Genomic DNA, 19,507 nt, shown 5'->3' on the forward strand with positions numbered 1-19,507 from the left:
CTTCAAGAGGTACACATGCCCGAGTTACCCGAAGTCGAAACCACCCGACGCGGCATCGCGCCACACCTGGAAGGCCAGCGGGTCAGCCGCGTGGTGGTGCGTGAACGACGCCTGCGCTGGCCGATCCCGGAAGACCTCGATGTGCGCCTGTCCGGGCAGCGGATCGTACTGGTGGAACGACGGGCCAAGTACCTGCTGATCAATGCCGAAGTGGGCACCTTGATCAGCCACCTGGGCATGTCGGGCAACTTGCGCCTGGTGGAAGTCGGCATGCCAGCGGCCAAGCATGAGCATGTGGATATCGAGTTGGAGTCGGGCCTGGCCCTGCGTTATACCGACCCCCGGCGTTTCGGCGCGATGCTCTGGAGCCAGGACCCGCACAACCATGAACTGCTGATCCGCTTGGGACCGGAGCCGCTGACGGATCTGTTTGATGGCGAGCGCTTGTTCCAGTTGTCCCGTGGCCGTTCGATGGCGGTGAAGCCGTTCATCATGGACAACGCGGTGGTGGTGGGCGTGGGCAATATCTACGCGACGGAAGCGCTGTTTGCGGCGGGGATCGACCCGCGTCGCGAGGCGGGCGGCATTTCGCGGGCGCGTTACTTGAAGCTGGCGATCGAGATCAAGCGCGTGCTGGCGGCTGCCATCGAGCGCGGTGGCACCACGCTGCGCGACTTTATCGGCGGCGACGGGCAACCGGGGTATTTCCAGCAGGAACTGTTCGTCTATGGCCGGGGCGGCGAGGCGTGCAAGGTCTGCGGGAGCGAATTGCGCAATGTGGTGCTGGGGCAGCGCGCGAGCGTGTTTTGCCCCAAGTGCCAGTCTTAGGCTTTACCGGTAATCAACCGGTACTTGGCCATCAACTGCTCTTGCGTCTCCGGATGGGCTTCATCCAGCGGGATGCAATCCACCGGGCACACTTGCTGGCACTGAGGCTCGTCGTAGTGGCCGACGCACTGGGTGCACAGGTTGGGGTCGATCACGTAGATCTCTTCGCCCTGGGAAATTGCGGCGTTCGGGCACTCGGGTTCGCAGACGTCGCAGTTGATGCAATCGTCGGTGATGATCAGGGACATGGAAACTCCTGCCAGGGCTATCAGCCAAGGCATCTGAAAACTAATGCGCGCAATTGTGCCGCATTGGCGCCCGCAGTGCGAGTGCACATGACCTATGGCCAGCCGCCATTTATCCGTCGCAGGTAACTTGTGGCGAGCGGGCTTGTCCCGCGTTGGGCTGCGAAGCGGCCCCAGTAAAGGCACCACGTAGTTTCAGGCAGAAACCTCATCGCCGGGTTTCAGGGCTGCTTCGCAGCCCAACGCGGGACAAGCCCGCTCGCCACAGAAAGCCCTTCAGCAAAATTACTTCTTGAAGCGCAGCGTCAGCGCATCTGCCACAGCCGGATGCACGAACTTGGTGATATCCCCGCCCAAAGCGGCGATTTCACGGACCAACGTCGAGGAAATGAACGAATAACGTTCCGACGGCGTGAGAAACAGGCTTTCCACGTCCGGCGCCAGTTGGCGGTTCATGTTGGCCAACTGGAATTCGTATTCGAAGTCCGACACCGCACGCAGGCCGCGCAGGAACACATTGGCGTTCTGCTCTTTGGCGAAATGCGCCAGCAGCGTCGAAAAGCCCACCACTTCGACGTTGGGCAGGTGCTTGGTGACCTCACGCGCCAGTTCCACGCGCTGTTCCAGGGGAAACAGCGGGTTTTTCTTGGGGCTGGCTGCGACCGCGATGATCACATGGTCGAACAAGCGTGAGGCACGTTCGACCAGATCGCCATGGCCTTTGGTAATCGGGTCGAAGGTTCCTGGGTACAACACTCGGTTCATCGCGTCGTCCTGGCGGAGTCCGTTGGGGAACCGGATGGTATCGCAGCCATCCCGGTCGGCCAAGTCGACTTATGTAGATACATACCGCTAATCGCGCGTTTTTTCATGCCGTTTTCAGACGTTCGGCCAAAGCTGTCGCCAGTTGGGCAGTTAAACCGTACACCGATAATTGTGGGTTGGCCCCAATGCTGGTGGGGAATAAAGACCCGTCGTGGATCGACAGGTTGCGCAATTGGTGGTGGCGACCGAGGCTGTCGGCCACTGCATTTTTCGGATCCTCACCCATGGCACAACCGCCCATCACATGGGCGCTGCCCAGACAGGTGCGGTGCAATTCCAGGTTGAGCTCCTCGATCATCGTTCGGGCTTCGCCCAGTGTTTTCACGTAGCGCGCATCGTGATGCAGCGGCTTGACCGACTTGGCGCCCGCGGCGAACTGGATCTCGGCCATGCTGTGGAACGCGCGGCGCAATCCATCCCAGGCGTAGTCCGAGACTTGATAGTCGAGCACCGGCGTACCATCACCGCGCAACTCCACGCCGCCGCCGGGGCTGTCGGGGTGGAAACCATCGCGCAGCAGCGCCAGCATCGCGTGGGTATTGGGCAATTGGCTCATGTCCAGGGCGTTCTGGGTGCCATAACCACCAAGCAACGTACTGGCTAGCGCAGGATGTAAGGGCGGTGCCTCCAGCTTGTAGGACATTTTGCCGGTGGTGCCGTCCTGCCACTGGAAATGGTCGGAATAGATCGATTGCGGCGCACCGTAGAACGGGTTGATCACCTCATCGAACAACCCGGCGGAGAAATTCACCAGGTGCAGGAAGGTGCGTTTGCCCAACCGTTTGTGCGGGTCGGGCGCATCCGAACGCATCAGCAGCGCCGGACTGTTGATGCCGCCGCCGGAGAGCACATAGTGCTTGGCCTTCACTGTGATTTTGCGGCCAGTCGGCGCCACGCACAGGTTATCCATGGCCACGCATTCCAGGCTGCTGATCGTGTCGCCGCTGTAGATGAGGCGTTCGGTGCGGGCCAGGTAGAGCAGTTCGCCGCCTTTTTCCAAGGTGGACGGAATTGTGGTCACCAGCATCGATTGCTTGGCATTGACCGGGCAGCCCATGCCGCAATACCCCAGGTTGAAGCAGCCGCGCACATTGCGTGGGATCACGTGCCAGCTATAACCGAGCTTTTCGCAGCCTTTGCGGATCACGTCGTTGTTGGGGTTGGGCGGCAGGGCCCAGGGCGCGATACCCAAGCGCTGCTCCATCTTTTCGAACCACGGTGCCATTTCGGCGCTGCTGTGGCCCTTCACCGCGTATTCGCTGGCCCAGTGGCTGAGGGTGGCGTCCGGCGTACGGAAGCTCGACGTCCAGTTGATCAGCGTCGTGCCGCCCACTGCACGGCCCTGCAGGATGGTGATCGCGCCATCCTTGCTCATGCGGCCGATGCCCTCCTGATACAGGCTGGTGTAGGCCTCGTCTTCCAACAGCTTGAAGTCGTTGCTGGTCTTGAGCGGGCCTTCTTCGATCAGCAGCACCTTGTAGCCGGCGGCGCTTAGGATTTCGGCGGTGGTGCCGCCACCGGCACCGCTGCCGATGATCGCCACATCGGCTTCCAGGGTCAGGTCGTTGTCGAGGGCGGCGCCATTGTGGGTTTTCCAGCCACGGGCCATGCCGTCGCGGAACAGGTCGGGTACGGGCATAGGAGTGCACTCTTATTTTTGTACGAAGTTGTGGTCGATGTGGGAGCGGGCTTGCTCGCGAATGCAGAGTGTCAGTCGATAAAGGTGTGGCTGATCCACCGCTTTCGCGAGCAAGCCCGCTCCCACATTTTTGATCGGGTTATCAAGGCTAGATCTTCGGCGGGCCGGGGTAGCCGCAATGGGCCCAGGACGCCGGCTGGAAGTACCAGGCCATGATCACCAGCTTGAGCAGCGAGCCCTGGCCCATGCGCAGCAGGTTGAGGTAGCTGTTTTCCCAGCGGTGCAGAAAGTTGCGGATTTGCTCGCCGCTGGCGTTTTCCCAACTGCCCCAGATCCCGGTCAGCGGGCCACGGGTGATGCCCATGCCCAACACGTCGAACAGTTGCTGGGTGAGCTTGAACATCTCCGGCGACAGGCGTTGCAGGCTGAAGTCGAGTTTCTTGAGGGTGTTCTCAATCCCGCTGGCGACCTCCTGGGCACTGGCCACACCTTCCAGCAGCACCGGGATCACGGCGCGCAGGAACGGCAGATCACTGCTACGCAACATCACGAAACCGCTGGCCGGCGTGCTGCTGGAGCAACCGCTGAGGCTCGCGCCCAGCCCGGCGGTAGCCAGGAAGGCGCTGGCACACAGGCCGATTTTCAGGACGCCGCGCCGCGACAGCGCGGGTGTTTCAGTCAGGCTAGGGTTCATTGTTATTGTTATCCCGTGGGTGGCGGTTTCAGCGGACGAACAGCTTCTGGATCAATTTCTGGATCGATTTGCCGTAGGGCGGGTAGATCAACTTCGCCGCGTTCAGGCGCTGTTTCACCAGCACGCCCTTGGCTTTGCTGAACGTGAGGAATCCTTCGTGGCCGTGGTAGTGGCCCATGCCCGAGGGGCCGATGCCGCCGAACGGCATGTCGTCCTGGGCGACATGCAGCAGGGTGTCGTTCAGGCACACCCCGCCGGAATGGGTTTCGTGGAGCACACGATCCTGCTCGCCCTTGTTGTAGCCGAAGTAATACAGGGCCAGTGGGCGAGGGCGTTGATTGATGTAGGCAAAGGCTTGGTCGATGCCGCGATAGGGCACGATCGGCAGCACCGGGCCGAAGATTTCGTCCTGCATCACGGTCATGTCATCGCTGACATTCAACAACAGGCTATGGGCCATGCGCCGCGCCTGGCCTTGGTCGTACAGCGGAATCAGGGTGGCGCCTTTGTCGGTGGCGTCCTTGACGTAGGCGTTGAGCCGGGCCAGTTGTCGTTCGTTGATGATCGCCGTGTAGTCCGGGTTGTCGACCAGGGTCGGATAGAACCCGCGAACGGCCTGGGTGTAGGCCTCCACGAAACCCTCGACGCGATCTTCCGGCACCAACACGTAATCCGGTGCCACGCAGGTTTGCCCAGCGTTCAGCGCTTTGCCGAAGGCGATGCGTTCGGCGGCGTCCTTGAGCGGCACATCGGCGGACACGATGGCCGGCGACTTGCCACCCAATTCCAGGGTGACCGGCGTCAGGTGTTCGGCCGCCGCACGCATCACGTGCTTGCCAATGCTGGTGGCGCCGGTAAACAGCAGGTGGTCGAAGGGCAGCTTGGAGAAGGCCATGCCGACTTCGGCCTCACCCAGCACCACGCACACCAGGTCCTCGGGGAAGATCTTCGCCAGCAGCGCCTTGAGCAACTCGCCGGTAGCGGGTGTCGACTCGCTGAGCTTGAGCATCACCCGATTGCCCGCCGCCAATGCGCCGACCAGCGGGCCGATGGCCAGGTACAGCGGGTAATTCCAGGGCACGATCACGCCGACCACGCCCAAGGGTTGATAAATGACTTTGGCTGACGCGGGCTGGAAGGCAATGCCTACGGCACGGCGGGAAGGTTTCATCCAGCCTTTGAGGTGTTTGCTGGCGTAATGAATGCCATGCAGGCTGGGCATCAGTTCGGCGAACAGGGTTTCATCGGCGCTGCGATGACTGAAATCCTGGCTGATCGCGTTGATCAGCGCCTGGCGCTCGTCGCTGAGCAGGTCGCGCAGGGCCTTGAGCCATTGCTGGCGTTGTGCGGCCGGGGGCATCGGGTTGGCGGCGTAGGCACGGCGTTGGGTGTCGAACAGGTCCTGGAGCTGATCCAGCATCTGGGAATCTTGCAGATAGGCAACGTTGGCAGACATGGCGGCGTTCCCGATTGTTATAGGTCTGCCTGGATTTTTAGAGTCATTGCTCTAAATTGTCAAATGTCATTACGCAGATGCGGATTTATCCCTGCAAGATTAGGCCGTAAGATGCCCCATCACGTGTACAGAAGCTGATCCCCTATGGCACCACGAGTAAAGACCAGCGAGCGCATTGTGCAAACCAGCCTGGAGCTTTTTAACCAGCAGGGCGAACGCAGTGTGAGCACCAACCACATCGCCGCCCATATGGAAATTTCGCCGGGCAACCTGTATTACCACTTCCCCAACAAGCAGGCGATCATCGCCGTGCTGTTTCGCGAATATGAAGCGCTGGTGGACAGTTTCCTGCGTCCGCCTCAAGGTCGCGCCGTCACCGTCGAAGACAAGCGTTTCTACCTGCAGGCCGTGCTGGCCGGCATGTGGCGCTACCGTTTCCTGCACCGCGACCTCGAACACCTGCTGGAAAGCGATCCGGAACTGGCGACCGGCTATCGGCGCTTTTCCCAGCGCTGCCTGACCCAGGGCGGGGCTATTTACCAAGGGTTTGTCGACGCCGGCATCCTCAATATGGACCCGGTGCAAACCGAAGCCCTGACCCTCAACGCCTGGATCATCCTCACCTCCTGGGTACGCTTCCTGTGCACCACCAATGAAAACTCTGCCCATTTGAGCGCCGAGGCGATCAAGCGTGGGGTGTATCAGGTGCTGGTGCTGGAGGCGGGGTTTGTCACGCCCCAGGCCAAAGAGGCGGTAGATGCCTTGTTCAAGGAATTTTACGTGCCGTTAAATCAGGCATTGGAAGAAGTGAAGTAGGACCTTTCCCGAATCTGTTCACTAGGAGTCCGTCATGCCGCTTGCCCAACTGATCAGCCCCCAGCAACTGGCCGAGCGCCAGAAGGCCGGCGGGGTGATGATCCTGGATTGCCGTTTTGCCTTGGAAGACCCGGACTACGGGCGTTGCAGCTATGCCGAAGGGCATATCGAAGGCGCGCAATACGCCGACCTGGAGCGACACCTCAGTGGCCCGGTGACCAAAGGCGTCACCGGCCGTCACCCATTGCCGGCGGCGGACACTTTGGTTCAGCAGTTGCGGGCCTGGGGCATCAGCGCAGATACCGATATCGTGCTGTATGACGACGGCCCCGGTGCCTATGCCGCCCGCGCCTGGTGGCTGCTGGCCTGGCTGGGCAAGCGCGACGGCGTGTTTATCCTGGATGGCGGCCTCAAAGCCTGGCATGCCGCCGGTTTCCCGTTGAGTCTGGACGCGCCGCTGGTTGAGCCTGGGAGCTTCGCCGGTACGCCGGACAACCGTCTGCTGCTGGACGTTGAGCATCTGCAAAAACGCCTGGGCCAGCCGGGATTGACGCTGATCGACGCCCGCGCTCAACCACGTTTTCGCGGCGAAGTGGAGCCGATCGACCCGATCGCCGGGCACATCCCAGGTGCGCAGTGCGCGGCCTTCAACGAAAACCTGGGCGCCGATGGCCGCTTCCTTCCGGCTGAACAGCTCAAGCAGCGCTTCGCCGCCCAGTTGCAAGGTCGCTCGCCGGACGAATTGGTCGCGTATTGCGGCTCTGGCGTGACGGCGTGCCACAACCTGTTCGCCCTGAGCCTGGCGGGTTATCCGTTGGGCAAGTTGTATGCGGGGTCATGGAGTGAGTGGATTACTGATCCGACGCGGGCAATCGCTACCGGCGACTGAGCAACCAGGCGGGAATACGGCGCTCCAGGTAATAACCGGGGCGCTTGAGGGTGCCATCGACAAAGCCGACATGCCCACCCTTGGCCAGCAGCTCAAACTCCGTGCACGCCGATAATTCGCTCGCCTCGGGCAGGCTGTGGGCGAATACAAACGGGTCATCGGCGGCCTGGATGATCAGGGTGGGCGTGCGGATCTCGCCCAGGTAATAACGGCTCGACGCGCGGCGGTAATAGTCCTCGGCACTCAGAAAACCGTGGAGCGGCGCAGTCACCCGGCCATCGAAATCCCAGAACGTACGCATCTTTTCCAGTGAGCCCAAGGCTTCCAGGGTTTTGAGCCCATCTGCCTGGCCGTCCTGCAGAAAGCGACGCTGCTTGACGCGGATATACGCCAGCATTTCACGCATGAAGTGCTTCTGATACACCCGCGAAAAGCCCAGGCCGATGCGGTCCGCACATTGGTCCAGGCGAAACGGCACCGACACCGCCGCAGCGCCTTGCAGTCCTGATGCCGCGCCGGTTTCACCCAAATGCTTGAGCAGCACATTGCCGCCCAGGGAATAACCCACGGCAAACAGCGGCGCCAATGGCCGCTTGGCACGCAGGTGGGCGATCGCTGACGCCAGGTCTTCGCTGGCACCCGAGTGATAGCTGCGCGCCAACAAGTTAGGTTCACCCGAGCAGCCACGCCAGTTCAGCGCGGCGCTGGCCCAGCCTTGCGCGGCAAGGGCTTTCTGCAGGCCTGCCACGTAAGGCGAGTTGGATGAGCCGGTCAGCCCGTGCAGCACCAGCACCAACGGCGCTTGCGCGTCATGGGGGCCGTGCCAGTCGAGGTCGAGGAAGTCGCCGTCGTCCAGCCACAGGCGTTCGCGTTGGCGTTCGATGTGGGTGGTGGGACGCCACAACGGCCCCCACAGTGTTTGCAGGTGGGGGTTGCCGAGGCCGAAGGCGGGGGTGAAGGTATTAGCGCAAAGGTTCATGCAAGTCTCTGTGGCGAGCGGGCTTGTCGAATCGTCGCACCGCCCGCGCTGGGGCGCGAAGCGGCCCTGAATCCTGGCGGTGAGGTTTAACTGACAGTGCGCAGTGTGTTTACTGGGGCCGCTGCGCAGCCCAACGCGGGGCAAGCCCGCTCGCCACAGAAAGCCCGATCAGCACAGTCAGCCTGGCCTGCATAAACAGAGGTCAGGCGACGCTGCGATGCCACAACGCGTAATACACCCGCCCGGACTTCTGTTCCCGGTGCAGGCGCCAGTCTGCCGGCAGGCCCAGGGTCGAAGGCGCGGTCTCGCTCTCAGTGTAGATCCACGCATCCGGTGCCAGCCACTGGCGTTCTTCCAGCAGCGTGCACACGGTCGGCAGCAGGTTCTGGTTGAACGGCGGGTCGAGGAACACCACGTCGAACTGGCTGGCGGGCTGGGTTTCCAGGTAGCGCAGGGCGTCGGCGGTCTGGACCTGGCCGGTGGTGCAGCGCAGGGTTCCCAGGTGTTCCTTGAGGCTGGAAACGGCCACGTTGCTGGCGTCCAGCGCCTGGCCCAGGGCAGCGCCACGGGACAACGCCTCCAGGAACAACGCGCCACTGCCGGCAAACGGGTCCAGCACCTTGGCGCCCGCAATGTACGGCGCGAGCCAGTTGAACAGGGTTTCACGCACGCGGTCCGGCGTCGGGCGCAGGCCTACGACGTCAGGGAAGCTCAGCTTGCGGCTGCGCCATTCGCCGCCAATGATGCGCAGCTGGCCCACACCGTTATGCACGTTGTGGACAGGTTTTTTCGGGCGAGATGAACTGGCCATTAATGCTCCGGAACCCCGAGCGGCTGCTCGGCGGGTTTGTCAGTGGGGGGCGGTAGTGGCTTTTGCGCAATCGTCGGGCCGGCGGTCACGATGACCATCTTGTCGGCGCTCAAGTGTTTGTTCATGGCAGCCTTGACCTGCTCTACGGTCAGGGCCTGGGATTGTTTCATGAAATCTTCCAGATAGGTCAGCGGCAGGTTGTAGAAACCCATCGCGCCCAACTGCCCGACGATATCGGCGTTGCTCGCGGTCGACAGCGGGAAACTGCCAGCCAGCTCGCGCTTGGCGTCATCCAGTTCCTTTTGCGTCGGGCCGTTCTTGAGGTAGTCGGCGACCACGTCTTCCACCAGGCGCAGGGTGCCGCCGCTCATTTCGGCGCGGGTCTGCAGGTTGATCATGAACGGGCCGCGTACCTGCATGGGTGAGAAGCCGGAGTACACGCCATAGGTCAGGCCGCGCTTTTCGCGGACTTCGCTCATCAAGCGGGTGCCGAAACCACCGCCGCCGAGGATCTGGTTGCCCAGGGACAGGGCAGCATAGTCCGGGTCGGCACGGTCGATGCCCAATTGGGCGAACAGCAGATGTGTCTGCTTGGACGGGAACTCGATGCGGTTCAAGCCCGGCTTGGGCTCGGTTGGCTGGGCGATCTTCGGCAAGGCCGGGCCTTTAGGCAGCGAGGCGGAAATCTTGCCGGTCATGGCTTCGGCCTCGGCGCGGGTCAGGTCGCCCACCACCGCGATCACCGCGTTGCCGGCCGCATAGCCCTTGGCGTGGAACGCCTGCAACTGCGCCAGAGTAATCTTTGGGACGCTTTCTGGCGTGCCCTCGCTCGGGTGTGCGTAAGGGTGATCGCCGTACAGGCGCTTGAACAACTCAAGGCTCGCCAGCTTGCCGGGGTTCTGCTTCTGGTACTCGAAGCCGGCGAGGATCTGGTTCTTGATCCGCGCCAGGGAATCGGCCGGGAAGGTTGGCTTGCCGATCACCTGGTCAAACAGGCTCAGGGCGGCGTCACGTTTATCGCTGTCGCTGAGGCTGCGCAGGGACACCAGCGCCATGTCGCGATAGGCGCCATTGCCAAAGTCCGCGCCGAGGCCCTCGAAGTCACGGGCGATCTGGCTCACGTCCTTGCCCGGCACGCCTTCGTTGAGCATGGCGTTGGTCATCAACGCCAGTCCCGGCACATTGCCGTCCTGGCTGCTGCCGGCGGCGAACAGGATGCGCACGTCGAACATCGGCAGTTCATGGGCTTCGACGAACAGCACCTTGGCGCCTTCGGCGGTGGTCCAGGTCTGTACGTCGAGCTTGCGGTTGGTCGGTGCCTTGTCGTCCAGCTCTGCCAGGGATTGCAGCTTGTTGCTCGACTGGGCTTTTTCCAGCGCCGGGCTGGCGACAGAGTCGCTCGGGCGCAGGAAATACACGGCGCTGGCGGCGATCAGGGTGACGACGATCAGGCCGGGGAGGATCAGGCGGCTGCTTTTGCGATCACTCATGAGCGGTCTCCAGAGGCAAGACATGGGCGACGCTGAGACGTTCGCGGGTGAAATAGGTGCGCGCGGCTTTCTGGATATCATCCGGGGTCACGCTTTGCAGGTCGGCAAGCTCCGTGTCCATCAGTTTCCAGGACAGGCCCACGGTCTCCAGGGAGCCAATGGCTGTGGCCTGGCTGGTAATGGAGTCACGCTGGTAGACCAGGCCGGCAATCACCTGGGCGCGGATGCGTTCCAGTTCTTCGGCGGTCGGCGGCTTGGCCTTCAGCTCTTCCAGCAGGCGCCACAGGCCGGCTTCGGCTTGGGCGACGGTCTTTTTCTTCTGCTGGTTGGGCGTGGCGGTCAACATGAACAGGGTGTCGCCACGGGTGTAGGCGTCGTAGTTGGTGGAGGCAGCGGAAACCAGCTCTTCGCCGCGTTCCAACTGCTCGGATATCCGTGCGCTGTAGCCGCCGTCCAGCAACGCCGAGATCAGGCGCAGGGCCTGTACCGAGCGTTTGTCTTCGGCGGTGGCCAGGCCGGGCACGTTGAATCCCAGGATCACGCTCGGCAGTTGGGTCTGCACTTTCATGGTCAGCAGGCGCTCGCCGGGCTCGGCCAATTCCATCGGGATCTTGGCCGGTGGCACGTCTCGCTTGGGAATCGGGCCAAAGTAGCGCTGGGCCAGGTTTTTCACCTCGTCCGGGGTGACGTCACCGACCACCACCAAGGTGGCATTGTTCGGCACGTACCAGGATTGGTACCAGTGGCGCAGTTCTTCGACCTTCATTCGGTCCAGGTCGGCCATCCAGCCGATGGTCGGCGTGTGGTAGCCGCTGGCCGGGAAAGCCATGGCCTTGAAGCGCTCGTAGGCCTTGGACATTGGGTTATCGTCGGTGCGCAGGCGGCGCTCTTCCTTGATGACCTCGATTTCGCGGCTGAACTCGTCGGCCGGCAGGCGCAGGCTGGCCATGCGGTCGGCTTCCAGTTCGAAGGCGACGCCCAGGCGATCACGGGCCAGTACTTGGTAGTAGGCGGTGTAATCGTCGCTGGTGAAGGCGTTCTCTTCGGCGCCCAGGTCGCGCAGGATCAGCGAGGCTTCACCGGGGCCGACTTTGGCGCTGCCCTTGAACATCATATGTTCCAGGGCGTGGGACAAACCGGTCTGGCCCGGGGTTTCGTAGCTCGAACCGACCTTGTACCAAACCTGGGAAACCACCACTGGCGCGCGATGATCTTCGCGTACGACCACCTTCAGGCCGTTATCCAGGGTGAACTCATGGGTGGGTTGTGGGTCGGCAGCCAAGGCTGAAAGAGGCAGACAAACTGTGCTGAACAGCAGGCCTGCGGCGCGGCGGGCTAGAGCATTCATTCGTTTTTAAACCTGTTGGGCTGCCCGCTTGGTCTTAGCGTCGGCGGGCGAGGAGGTGCTAGGATACTGATCCGACTGAGGGACGGCCACTGCGGCTGTCTTGTTGAGGCCCTATTTTGGCCTTCAAAATGTTGCGCATGAACGAGCTGGCTAAAAAACAGTCTGTTACGCATCGAATTTTATTTACCGGCGCGCCCCTTGGCGCGTCGCTACCTTGAGATAGCCGTCTCCATGTTTGGTTCCAACGACGACAAGAAGACCCCAGCTGCGGCTGGCGAGAAAAAAGGCCTGTTCGGATGGCTGCGCAAAAAGCCGCAGGAAACCGTCGACGAACAGCCGCCGGTTCAGCCTGAACCTACCCCTGCGCCAATAGTAGAAGCCGAACCGGTTGTCGAAACCCCGGCCCCGGTGGTGTTGCCGATGGCCGAGCCGGTGTTGCAGCCGGTGGTGGAAGCTGAGCCAGAGCCAGAGCCAGAGCCAGAGCCAGAGCCAGAGCCAGAGCCAGAGCACAAGCCGTGGCTGGAACTGCCGGTGGCCGAAGAACCCGTAGCCTTGGTTGAAGATGTGCAGGCTGAGCACGTGACGCCGCCCATTCCGGCTGCGATCGAGGTTGCCGCACCTGCCGTTATCGAGCCTGAGCCTGTGGCGGCTGCCGTCGAAACCAGCAAAACCGGCTTCTTTGCCCGTCTCAAGCAAGGCCTGAGCAAGACCAGCGCCAGCATTGGCGAAGGCATGGCCAGCCTGTTCCTCGGCAAAAAAGTCATCGATGACGAACTGCTGGAAGACATCGAAACCCGTCTGCTCACCGCCGACGTGGGCGTCGAAGCCACCGCCGTGATCATCCAGAGCCTCACGCAGAAGGTCGCGCGCAAGCAGCTGACGGACGCCGATGCGCTGTACAAATCCCTGCAGGCCGAGCTGGCCGCCATGCTCAAGCCTGTTGAGGCACCGCTGGTGATCACCCCGAACAAGCCGTTCGTGATCCTGGTAGTGGGCGTCAACGGCGCTGGCAAGACCACCACCATTGGCAAGCTGGCCAAGAAGCTGCAGTCCGAAGGCAAGAAAGTCATGCTGGCCGCCGGTGACACCTTCCGCGCCGCAGCGGTTGAGCAGTTGCAGGTGTGGGGCGAGCGCAACAAGATCCCGGTGATCGCCCAGCACACTGGCGCGGATTCCGCTTCGGTGATCTTCGACGCCGTGCAAGCCGCCAAGGCCCGTAACATTGATGTGCTGATCGCCGATACCGCCGGTCGCCTGCACACCAAAGACAACTTGATGGAAGAGCTGAAGAAAGTCCGTCGCGTGATCGGCAAGCTCGATGCAGACGCGCCGCACGAGGTTCTGTTGGTGCTTGACGCGGGCACGGGCCAGAACGCCATCAGCCAGGCCAAACAATTCAACCAGACGGTGCAACTGACTGGCCTGGCATTGACTAAGCTCGACGGCACGGCCAAGGGCGGCGTGATCTTCGCCCTGGCCAAACAGTTCGGGTTGCCGATTCGTTATATCGGCGTCGGTGAAGGCATCGACGACCTGCGCACCTTTGAAGCCGAACCCTTTGTACAGGCACTGTTTGCCGAGCGGGAGCGTTCATGATTCGATTCGAACAGGTCGGTAAACGCTATGCCAACGGGCATGTGGGCTTGCATGAGCTGAGCTTTCGAGTGCGTCGCGGCGAGTTTCTGTTTGTAACCGGCCACTCCGGCGCCGGCAAAAGTACCCTGTTGCGCCTGCTGCTGGCCATGGAACGCCCGACCACCGGCAAACTGCTGCTGGCGGGCCAGGACCTGGCCACCATCAGCAATGCGCAGATTCCGTTCCTGCGCCGCCAGATCGGCGTGGTGTTTCAGAACCACCAGTTGCTGTTCGATCGCACCGTGTTCAATAACGTGGCGCTGCCATTGCAGATCCTCGGGTTGTCCAAGGCCGAGATCGTCAAGCGCGTGGATTCGGCGCTCGAACGCGTGGCGCTGTCGGACAAGACCGACCTCTACCCCGGCGACCTCTCCACCGGCCAGCAACAGCGCGTCGGCATCGCCCGCGCCATCGTCCATCGCCCGGCCCTGCTGCTGGCGGACGAACCTACCGGTAACCTCGACCCGCGCCTGGCGGCCGAGATCATGGGGGTGTTCGAAGACATCAACCGCCTGGGCACCAGCGTGCTGATCGCCAGTCACGACCTGGCGCTGATCGCGCGCATGCGCCATCGCATGCTCACCCTGCAACGCGGCCGCTTGATCGGTGACGGGGAGGCCGGCGTATGAGTGCGACCCGCAGCCCTAAAGTCTCCGAGCGCGTGGCGCCGAAACCGGCCGATCCGCAACCGCCGAAGAAAAAACACGATCACGACGATGACGGTCCGGACTTCAGCACCCTGCTGCGCGCCTGGATCGAAAGCCATCGCGCCAGCCTGGTCGACAGCTTGCGCCGGTTGGGCAAGCAGCCGATCGGCAGCTTTTTCACCTGTTTGGTGATGGCAGTGGCCCTGAGCCTGCCGATGGGTTTGTCGCTGCTGCTCAATAATGTGGAGCGCCTCGGCGGTTCCTGGCAGCGCGCGGCGCAGATCTCGCTGTACCTGAACATCGACGCCAGCGCCAAAGACGGCGAAGCGTTGCGCGACGACATCAAGAACATCCCAGGTGTGGCGGATGCCGAGTACATCAGCCGCGACCAGGCCCTTGAAGAGTTCCAACAACAATCCGGCCTGGGCGAAGCGCTCAAAGAGCTGCCGCAGAACCCGCTGCCCGGCGTGGTACTGGTAACGCCGAATGAAGTCGACAAGCCGGCGCTGGAGGCCCTGCGACAAAAACTCGCAGAGATGCCCAAGGTGCAACAGGCGCAACTTGATCTAGTCTGGGTAGAGCGCCTGGCGGCGATCCTCAAGCTGGGCGACCGCTTTGTATTCGGCCTGACGGTGCTGTTGGTGTCTGCATTACTTTTGGTGATAGGTAATACCATTCGTCTTCATATTGAAAACCGTCGCACCGAGATAGAAGTGATTAAACTGGTCGGCGGCACGGACAGCTATGTGCGTCGTCCTTTTCTGTACATGGGCGCGCTTTATGGCTTCGGTGCCGGGATTTTGTCCTGGGGCGTGCTGGCTTTTGGCCTGGACTGGCTGAACGACGCGGTGGTCGGGCTGGCCGGACTCTACGGCAGTGATTTCGCGCTGGCCGGCGTGCCGGTAGCCGATGGTCTGAGTCTCTTGCTTGGCGCGGTATTGTTGGGGTATATCGGTGCTTGGATTGCGGTCGCTCGTCATTTACGCGAGTTGGCACCGAAGTAGTTAATGTCAGATTAATGTGGTTTCGTTTGTATTGACCGTATTGGTGGTTTAGGGAACTTGTCCTACGGTTCCCGGTCAATTTTCGCAGTGCTTCACTGCACGAGTTATGTGAGTCGGAGGTTTTTTCGTATGACCACTTCTTTGCAACCTGCTTATGCCTTGGTCCCGGGTGCGAACCTGGAAGCCTATGTGCACACGGTCAACAGCATTCCATTGCTGACGCCTGAGCAGGAGCGTGAACTGGCCGAGAGTCTCTACTATGAGCAGGATTTGGGGGCGGCTCGGCAGATGGTGCTCGCCCACCTGCGTTTTGTCGTACATATCGCCCGTAGCTACAGCGGCTACGGCTTGGCCCAGGCTGACCTGATTCAGGAAGGCAACGTTGGCCTGATGAAGGCTGTGAAACGCTTCAACCCGGAAATGGGTGTGCGTCTGGTGTCGTTTGCCGTGCACTGGATCAAGGCGGAAATCCACGAGTTCATCCTGCGCAACTGGCGCATCGTGAAAGTGGCGACCACCAAGGCCCAGCGCAAGTTGTTCTTCAACCTGCGTAGTCAGAAAAAACGCCTGGCGTGGCTGAACAACGAGGAAGTCCACCGCGTGGCCGAAAGCCTCGGCGTGGAGCCCCGTGAAGTGCGCGAGATGGAAAGCCGCCTGACCGGCCATGACATGGCCTTCGACCCGGCCGCTGAAGCGGACGACGACAGCGCCTTCCAATCGCCGGCCAACTACCTGGAAGACCACCGGTACGACCCGGCGCGTCAACTGGAGGATGCGGACTGGAGCGACAACTCCAACCACAACCTGCACGAAGCGCTGGAAGTGCTGGACGACCGTAGTCGTGACATCCTCTACCAGCGCTGGCTGGCAGAAGACAAAGCCACGCTGCACGACCTGGCGCAGAAGTACAACGTGTCGGCCGAGCGAATTCGTCAGCTTGAGAAAAGCGCGATGAACAAGCTGAAACTGTCCATCGCTGCCTGAAAATGTGGGAGGGGGCTTGCCCCCGATAGCAGAGTGTCAGTCAACATTAACGCGACTGATCCACCGCTATCGGGGGCAAGCCCCCTCCCACATTTGTTTGTGTGCATTTTTTTGTGTTGTGTCAGTCGGACCAGGGTGCCTTGCGGGAATTGTTCAGTTCCACTAGGTACCCATCCCCACCCAACTGACTCATCTGCTGCCGAATCCACGCCGCGCGCCGCGCCACATACGCCGTCGGATGACTGGCACTCCACACCCGAGGGTTAGGCAACACTGCCGCCAGATAGCTGGCCTGCTGCCGCGATAACCCCTTGGCACTCACGCCGAAGTGATGCCGAGCCGCCGCTTCCGCGCCAAACACCCCCTCATCCCACTCAACACTGTTGAGATACACCTCAAGAATCCGCTGCTTGGGCCACAACACCTCGATCAGCCCGGTAAACCAGGCTTCCAGGCCTTTGCGCAGATAACTGCGGCCGGCCCACAGGAACAGGTTTTTCGACACCTGCTGGCTCAACGTACTGGCGCCGCGAATCGAGCCACCGCGCTCGTTGTGCAGGATCGCCGCCTGGATCGCGCCGAAGTCAAACCCCCAATGCTGCGGGAAGCGCTGGTCTTCACCCGCCATCACCGCCACTTTGAGGTCGTCGGAGATCTCATCCCACGGCACCCAGCTGCGCTGCAGGTCGATGGGTTCGCCGTCGAACCAGGATTCAACCTTGCGTTCCACCATCAGCGCGGTGAACGGCGGCGGGACGACACGAAACAGCAACACCAGCAGCACACTGCCGATGGCAAACCATTTCACGACGTTGAGAAAGCGTTTGAAGAGGAGACGCAGCATAGAGATGGCTTGGCCGAACCCGTTGAGCGGGCCATTATACAGACCCGGCCCTTTGAGTCTGACTGGAGTTCCTCATGTTGCGTGGCTTTCTGATGTTGGCTGCCTTTTTCGGCTTTACCGGTGTCGCGCTCGGCGCGTTCGCCGCCCATGGCCTGAAAAACCGCCTGAGCGCCGAGTACCTGGCGATCTTCCATACCGGTGTGACCTACCAACTGGTCCATACCCTGGCGCTATTCGGCGTGGCGTTGCTGGCGGCGCATATTCCTGGCCGGTTGGTCAGCTGGGCGGGCATCTCGTTTACCGTCGGCATCCTGCTGTTCTCCGGCAGCCTGTATGTGCTGACCCTGACCGGGATCAGCAAGCTAGGCATCATTACGCCGTTTGGCGGGCTAGCGTTCCTTTTAGGTTGGTTTTTCCTCGGTCTGGCGGCGTGGCGCTTGCAGGCCGCCTGACCAAGGGGCTTGGGCCGGCAACCTCAATCGGGCTAGAATGCGGGCCCCTAAAAACGATGGCGGCCCGTGGCATGCGCATTCAGTTGAACGGCGAATCCTTTGAACTACCCGACGGTGAAACCGTTGCGGCCCTGCTGACCCGTCTGGACTTGACCGGGCGTCGTGTTGCAGTGGAACTCAATCTGGATATCGTCCCGCGTAGCCTGCACGCCGAAACTGCGCTCACCGAGGGTGACCAGGTCGAAGTGGTCCACGCCATCGGCGGCGGCTAGTCGCGCAGCTTCCTGAATTCTGCAGAACCTCACCCCATTTCGAGGATTTCCCATGAGCATCGTTCGTAGCGACAAGCCCTTCGTCCTGGCCGGTCGTACCTTCCAGTCCCGTCTGTTGGTCGGCACCGGCAAATACCGCGACATGGAAGAAACCCGCCTGGCCATCGAAGCCTCGGGCGCCGAGATCGTCACCTTCGCCGTGCGCCGCACCAACCTCGGCCAGATCGAAGGCGAGCCGAACCTGCTCGAAGTGTTGTCGCCGGATCGCTACACCTTCCTGCCGAACACCGCCGGTTGCTACGACGCCATCGAAGCCGTGCGCACCTGCCGCCTGGCCCGTGAGCTGCTCGACGGCCATAACCTGGTGAAGCTGGAAGTGCTGGCAGACCAGAAAACCCTGTTCCCCAATGTGATCGAAACCCTCAAGGCCGCCGAAACCCTGGTCAAGGAAGGTTTCGACGTGATGGTCTACACCAGCGATGACCCGATCATCGCGCGCCAACTGGCGGAAATCGGCTGTATCGCCGTGATGCCGCTGGCCGGCCTGATCGGTTCCGGCCTGGGTATCTGCAACCCGTACAACCTGCAGATCATCCTGGAAGAAGCCAAGATCCCGGTGCTGGTGGATGCGGGTGTAGGCACAGCCTCAGACGCAACCATCGCCATGGAGCTGGGCTGCGACGCGGTGCTGATGAACTCGGCCATCGCCCATGCCCAGCAGCCGATCATGATGGCGCAAGCCATGAACCACGCCATCGTCGCGGGCCGCCTGGCCTACCTCGCCGGTCGCATGCCGAAAAAACTCTACGCCAGCGCCTCCTCGCCGCTGGATGGTCTGATCAAGTAAGAGCCATTGATGACTGAATCAAACGAAACGCCGAACACTGTAGAAGAAGGCGACGAGTCCAAGCACCGCCGCATCAAGAGTTTTGTGATGCGCGCCGGTCGCATGACCGAAGGCCAGCAAAAAGGCCTGGAGCAAGGTACGCCGCTGTTCGTGTTGCCCCTGGCCGACGCGCCGGTGGATTACGACCAGGTGTTCGGCCGTTCGGCCCCGCGTTCCCTGGAAATCGGCTTCGGCATGGGCCATTCCCTGCTGGAAATGGCCGCCGCCGCGCCGGAGCAGGACTTCATCGGTGTGGAAGTGCACCGCCCAGGTGTCGGCGCGCTGCTCAATGGCGTGCTCACCCAAGGGCTGACCAACCTGCGTGTGTATGACTGCGACGCGATCGAAGTGCTCAACCGCTGCATCGCCGACAACAGCCTCGACCGCCTGATGCTGTTCTTCCCCGACCCGTGGCACAAGGCCCGTCACCACAAGCGCCGCATCGTCCAGGCTTCCTTCGCGGAGCTGGTACGTAGCAAGCTGAAAGTGGGCGGCATCCTGCACATGGCCACCGATTGGGAGCCGTATGCGGAATACATGCTGGAAGTGATGAACGTCGCCCCCGGCTACCGCAACATCGCCGAAGACGGCAAATGCGTGCCACGCCCGGCTGAGCGTCCGATCACCAAGTTCGAACGTCGCGGTGAGCGGTTGGGGCATGGGGTTTGGGATTTGAAGTTCGAAAAGGTGGCCTGACCGGGCCCTGACTTCAAATGCAATCAAATGTGGGAGGGGGCTTGCCCCCGATGGCGGTGGGCCAGTC

General features: G+C 61.8%; 21 protein-coding genes. 11 read left to right on the forward strand and 10 right to left on the reverse strand.

The window, feature by feature from the left end; all coding sequences use genetic code 11:
• Positions 1–15 precede the first annotated feature (15 nt).
• Entirely contained in the window at positions 16–828 is an 813-nt protein-coding gene (gene mutM / locus HX793_RS17025; RefSeq protein WP_016976014.1) for a bifunctional DNA-formamidopyrimidine glycosylase/DNA-(apurinic or apyrimidinic site) lyase, read from the forward strand.
• Here the strand turns inward: mutM and HX793_RS17030 are convergent.
• The 5 genes from HX793_RS17030 to HX793_RS17050 form a co-directional block, all read right to left on the reverse strand.
• Positions 825–1,076, reverse strand: a complete 252-nt coding sequence (locus HX793_RS17030) for a YfhL family 4Fe-4S dicluster ferredoxin (RefSeq protein ID WP_016976015.1) — start codon at positions 1,074–1,076, stop codon at positions 825–827. The two genes, mutM and HX793_RS17030, sit on opposite strands and share 4 nt — an antisense overlap.
• A 282-nt stretch (positions 1,077–1,358) precedes the next feature.
• Entirely contained in the window at positions 1,359–1,838 is a 480-nt protein-coding gene (gene coaD, locus HX793_RS17035) for a pantetheine-phosphate adenylyltransferase (protein WP_003176711.1), read from the reverse strand.
• Positions 1,839–1,941: 103 nt separating this feature from the next.
• Complete coding sequence (locus HX793_RS17040) at positions 1,942–3,537, reverse strand: GMC family oxidoreductase (RefSeq protein ID WP_178905526.1); 1,596 nt, start codon at positions 3,535–3,537, stop codon at positions 1,942–1,944.
• 148 nt (positions 3,538–3,685) lie between these two features.
• Positions 3,686–4,231 (reverse strand): twin-arginine translocation pathway signal protein, encoded by a 546-nt coding sequence (locus HX793_RS17045; protein ID WP_177052675.1) that lies wholly within the window; start codon positions 4,229–4,231, stop codon positions 3,686–3,688.
• 28 nt (positions 4,232–4,259) lie between these two features.
• Positions 4,260–5,687, reverse strand: coding sequence for a coniferyl aldehyde dehydrogenase (locus tag HX793_RS17050; protein ID WP_177052676.1), 1,428 nt, complete (start codon positions 5,685–5,687; stop codon positions 4,260–4,262).
• A 144-nt stretch (positions 5,688–5,831) separates the two neighbouring features.
• Between HX793_RS17050 and HX793_RS17055 the strand changes: the two genes are divergently transcribed.
• Together HX793_RS17055 and HX793_RS17060 are read left to right on the forward strand one after the other, a co-directional pair.
• A complete protein-coding gene (locus HX793_RS17055; protein WP_016976019.1) occupies positions 5,832–6,503 on the forward strand; it encodes a TetR/AcrR family transcriptional regulator in 672 nt (223 codons plus the stop codon).
• A 34-nt stretch (positions 6,504–6,537) separates the two neighbouring features.
• Positions 6,538–7,392, forward strand: coding sequence for a sulfurtransferase (locus tag HX793_RS17060; RefSeq protein ID WP_177052677.1), 855 nt, complete (start codon positions 6,538–6,540; stop codon positions 7,390–7,392).
• On the opposite strand, the gene HX793_RS17065 is transcribed toward HX793_RS17060, so the two are convergent.
• From HX793_RS17065 to HX793_RS17080, 4 genes are all read right to left on the reverse strand, one after another.
• Positions 7,379–8,371, reverse strand: a complete 993-nt coding sequence (locus HX793_RS17065) for a hydrolase (protein WP_177052678.1) — start codon at positions 8,369–8,371, stop codon at positions 7,379–7,381. The two genes, HX793_RS17060 and HX793_RS17065, sit on opposite strands and share 14 nt — an antisense overlap.
• A 202-nt stretch (positions 8,372–8,573) precedes the next feature.
• Complete coding sequence (gene rsmD, locus HX793_RS17070; protein WP_177052679.1) at positions 8,574–9,182, reverse strand: 16S rRNA (guanine(966)-N(2))-methyltransferase RsmD; 609 nt, start codon at positions 9,180–9,182, stop codon at positions 8,574–8,576.
• Positions 9,182–10,672, reverse strand: coding sequence for a M16 family metallopeptidase (locus HX793_RS17075; RefSeq protein ID WP_177052680.1), 1,491 nt, complete (start codon positions 10,670–10,672; stop codon positions 9,182–9,184). Before HX793_RS17075 ends, rsmD begins: the two co-directional genes overlap by 1 nt.
• Positions 10,665–12,020, reverse strand: coding sequence for a M16 family metallopeptidase (locus HX793_RS17080; RefSeq protein WP_016976024.1), 1,356 nt, complete (start codon positions 12,018–12,020; stop codon positions 10,665–10,667). Before HX793_RS17080 ends, HX793_RS17075 begins: the two co-directional genes overlap by 8 nt.
• Before the next feature lie 231 nt (positions 12,021–12,251).
• On the opposite strand from HX793_RS17080, the gene ftsY reads away from it, so the two are divergent.
• The 4 genes from ftsY (at position 12,252) to rpoH (ending at position 16,290) form a co-directional block, all read left to right on the forward strand.
• On the forward strand, positions 12,252–13,616 hold the full coding sequence (ftsY, locus tag HX793_RS17085; RefSeq protein WP_178905527.1) for a signal recognition particle-docking protein FtsY: 1,365 nt from the start codon (positions 12,252–12,254) through the stop codon (positions 13,614–13,616).
• Entirely contained in the window at positions 13,613–14,284 is a 672-nt protein-coding gene (gene ftsE / locus HX793_RS17090; RefSeq protein WP_003234627.1) for a cell division ATP-binding protein FtsE, read from the forward strand. The genes ftsY and ftsE overlap by 4 nt, the downstream gene beginning before the upstream one ends.
• Positions 14,281–15,306, forward strand: coding sequence for a permease-like cell division protein FtsX (ftsX, locus tag HX793_RS17095; RefSeq protein WP_016976026.1), 1,026 nt, complete (start codon positions 14,281–14,283; stop codon positions 15,304–15,306). Before ftsE ends, ftsX begins: the two co-directional genes overlap by 4 nt.
• 129 nt (positions 15,307–15,435) lie before the next feature.
• A complete protein-coding gene (gene rpoH / locus HX793_RS17100) occupies positions 15,436–16,290 on the forward strand; it encodes an RNA polymerase sigma factor RpoH (RefSeq protein WP_016972967.1) in 855 nt (284 codons plus the stop codon).
• Between the two features lie 121 nt (positions 16,291–16,411).
• Here rpoH and mtgA read toward each other — a convergent pair whose 3' ends face one another.
• The gene (gene mtgA, locus HX793_RS17105; RefSeq protein ID WP_016976027.1) at positions 16,412–17,134 is read right to left on the reverse strand and encodes a monofunctional biosynthetic peptidoglycan transglycosylase; all 723 of its coding nucleotides are present in this window, start codon (positions 17,132–17,134) and stop codon (positions 16,412–16,414) included.
• A 74-nt stretch (positions 17,135–17,208) separates the two neighbouring features.
• Between mtgA and HX793_RS17110 the strand changes: the two genes are divergently transcribed.
• The 4 genes from HX793_RS17110 (at position 17,209) to trmB (ending at position 19,440) form a co-directional block, all read left to right on the forward strand.
• Positions 17,209–17,586: a DUF423 domain-containing protein gene (locus HX793_RS17110; protein ID WP_016976028.1), complete on the forward strand. Its 378-nt coding sequence runs from the start codon at positions 17,209–17,211 to the stop codon at positions 17,584–17,586.
• Positions 17,587–17,657: 71 nt separating this feature from the next.
• Positions 17,658–17,858: a sulfur carrier protein ThiS gene (thiS, locus tag HX793_RS17115; protein ID WP_015886354.1), complete on the forward strand. Its 201-nt coding sequence runs from the start codon at positions 17,658–17,660 to the stop codon at positions 17,856–17,858.
• Between the two features lie 52 nt (positions 17,859–17,910).
• Positions 17,911–18,705, forward strand: a complete 795-nt coding sequence (locus HX793_RS17120; protein WP_016976029.1) for a thiazole synthase — start codon at positions 17,911–17,913, stop codon at positions 18,703–18,705.
• Positions 18,706–18,714: 9 nt separating this feature from the next.
• Positions 18,715–19,440, forward strand: a complete 726-nt coding sequence (gene trmB / locus HX793_RS17125; RefSeq protein ID WP_177094284.1) for a tRNA (guanosine(46)-N7)-methyltransferase TrmB — start codon at positions 18,715–18,717, stop codon at positions 19,438–19,440.
• Positions 19,441–19,507 lie beyond the last annotated feature (67 nt).

The organism is Pseudomonas reactans, assembly GCF_013387025.1.
In the GTDB taxonomy this organism is placed as follows: Bacteria; Pseudomonadota; Gammaproteobacteria; order Pseudomonadales; family Pseudomonadaceae; genus Aquipseudomonas; species Aquipseudomonas reactans.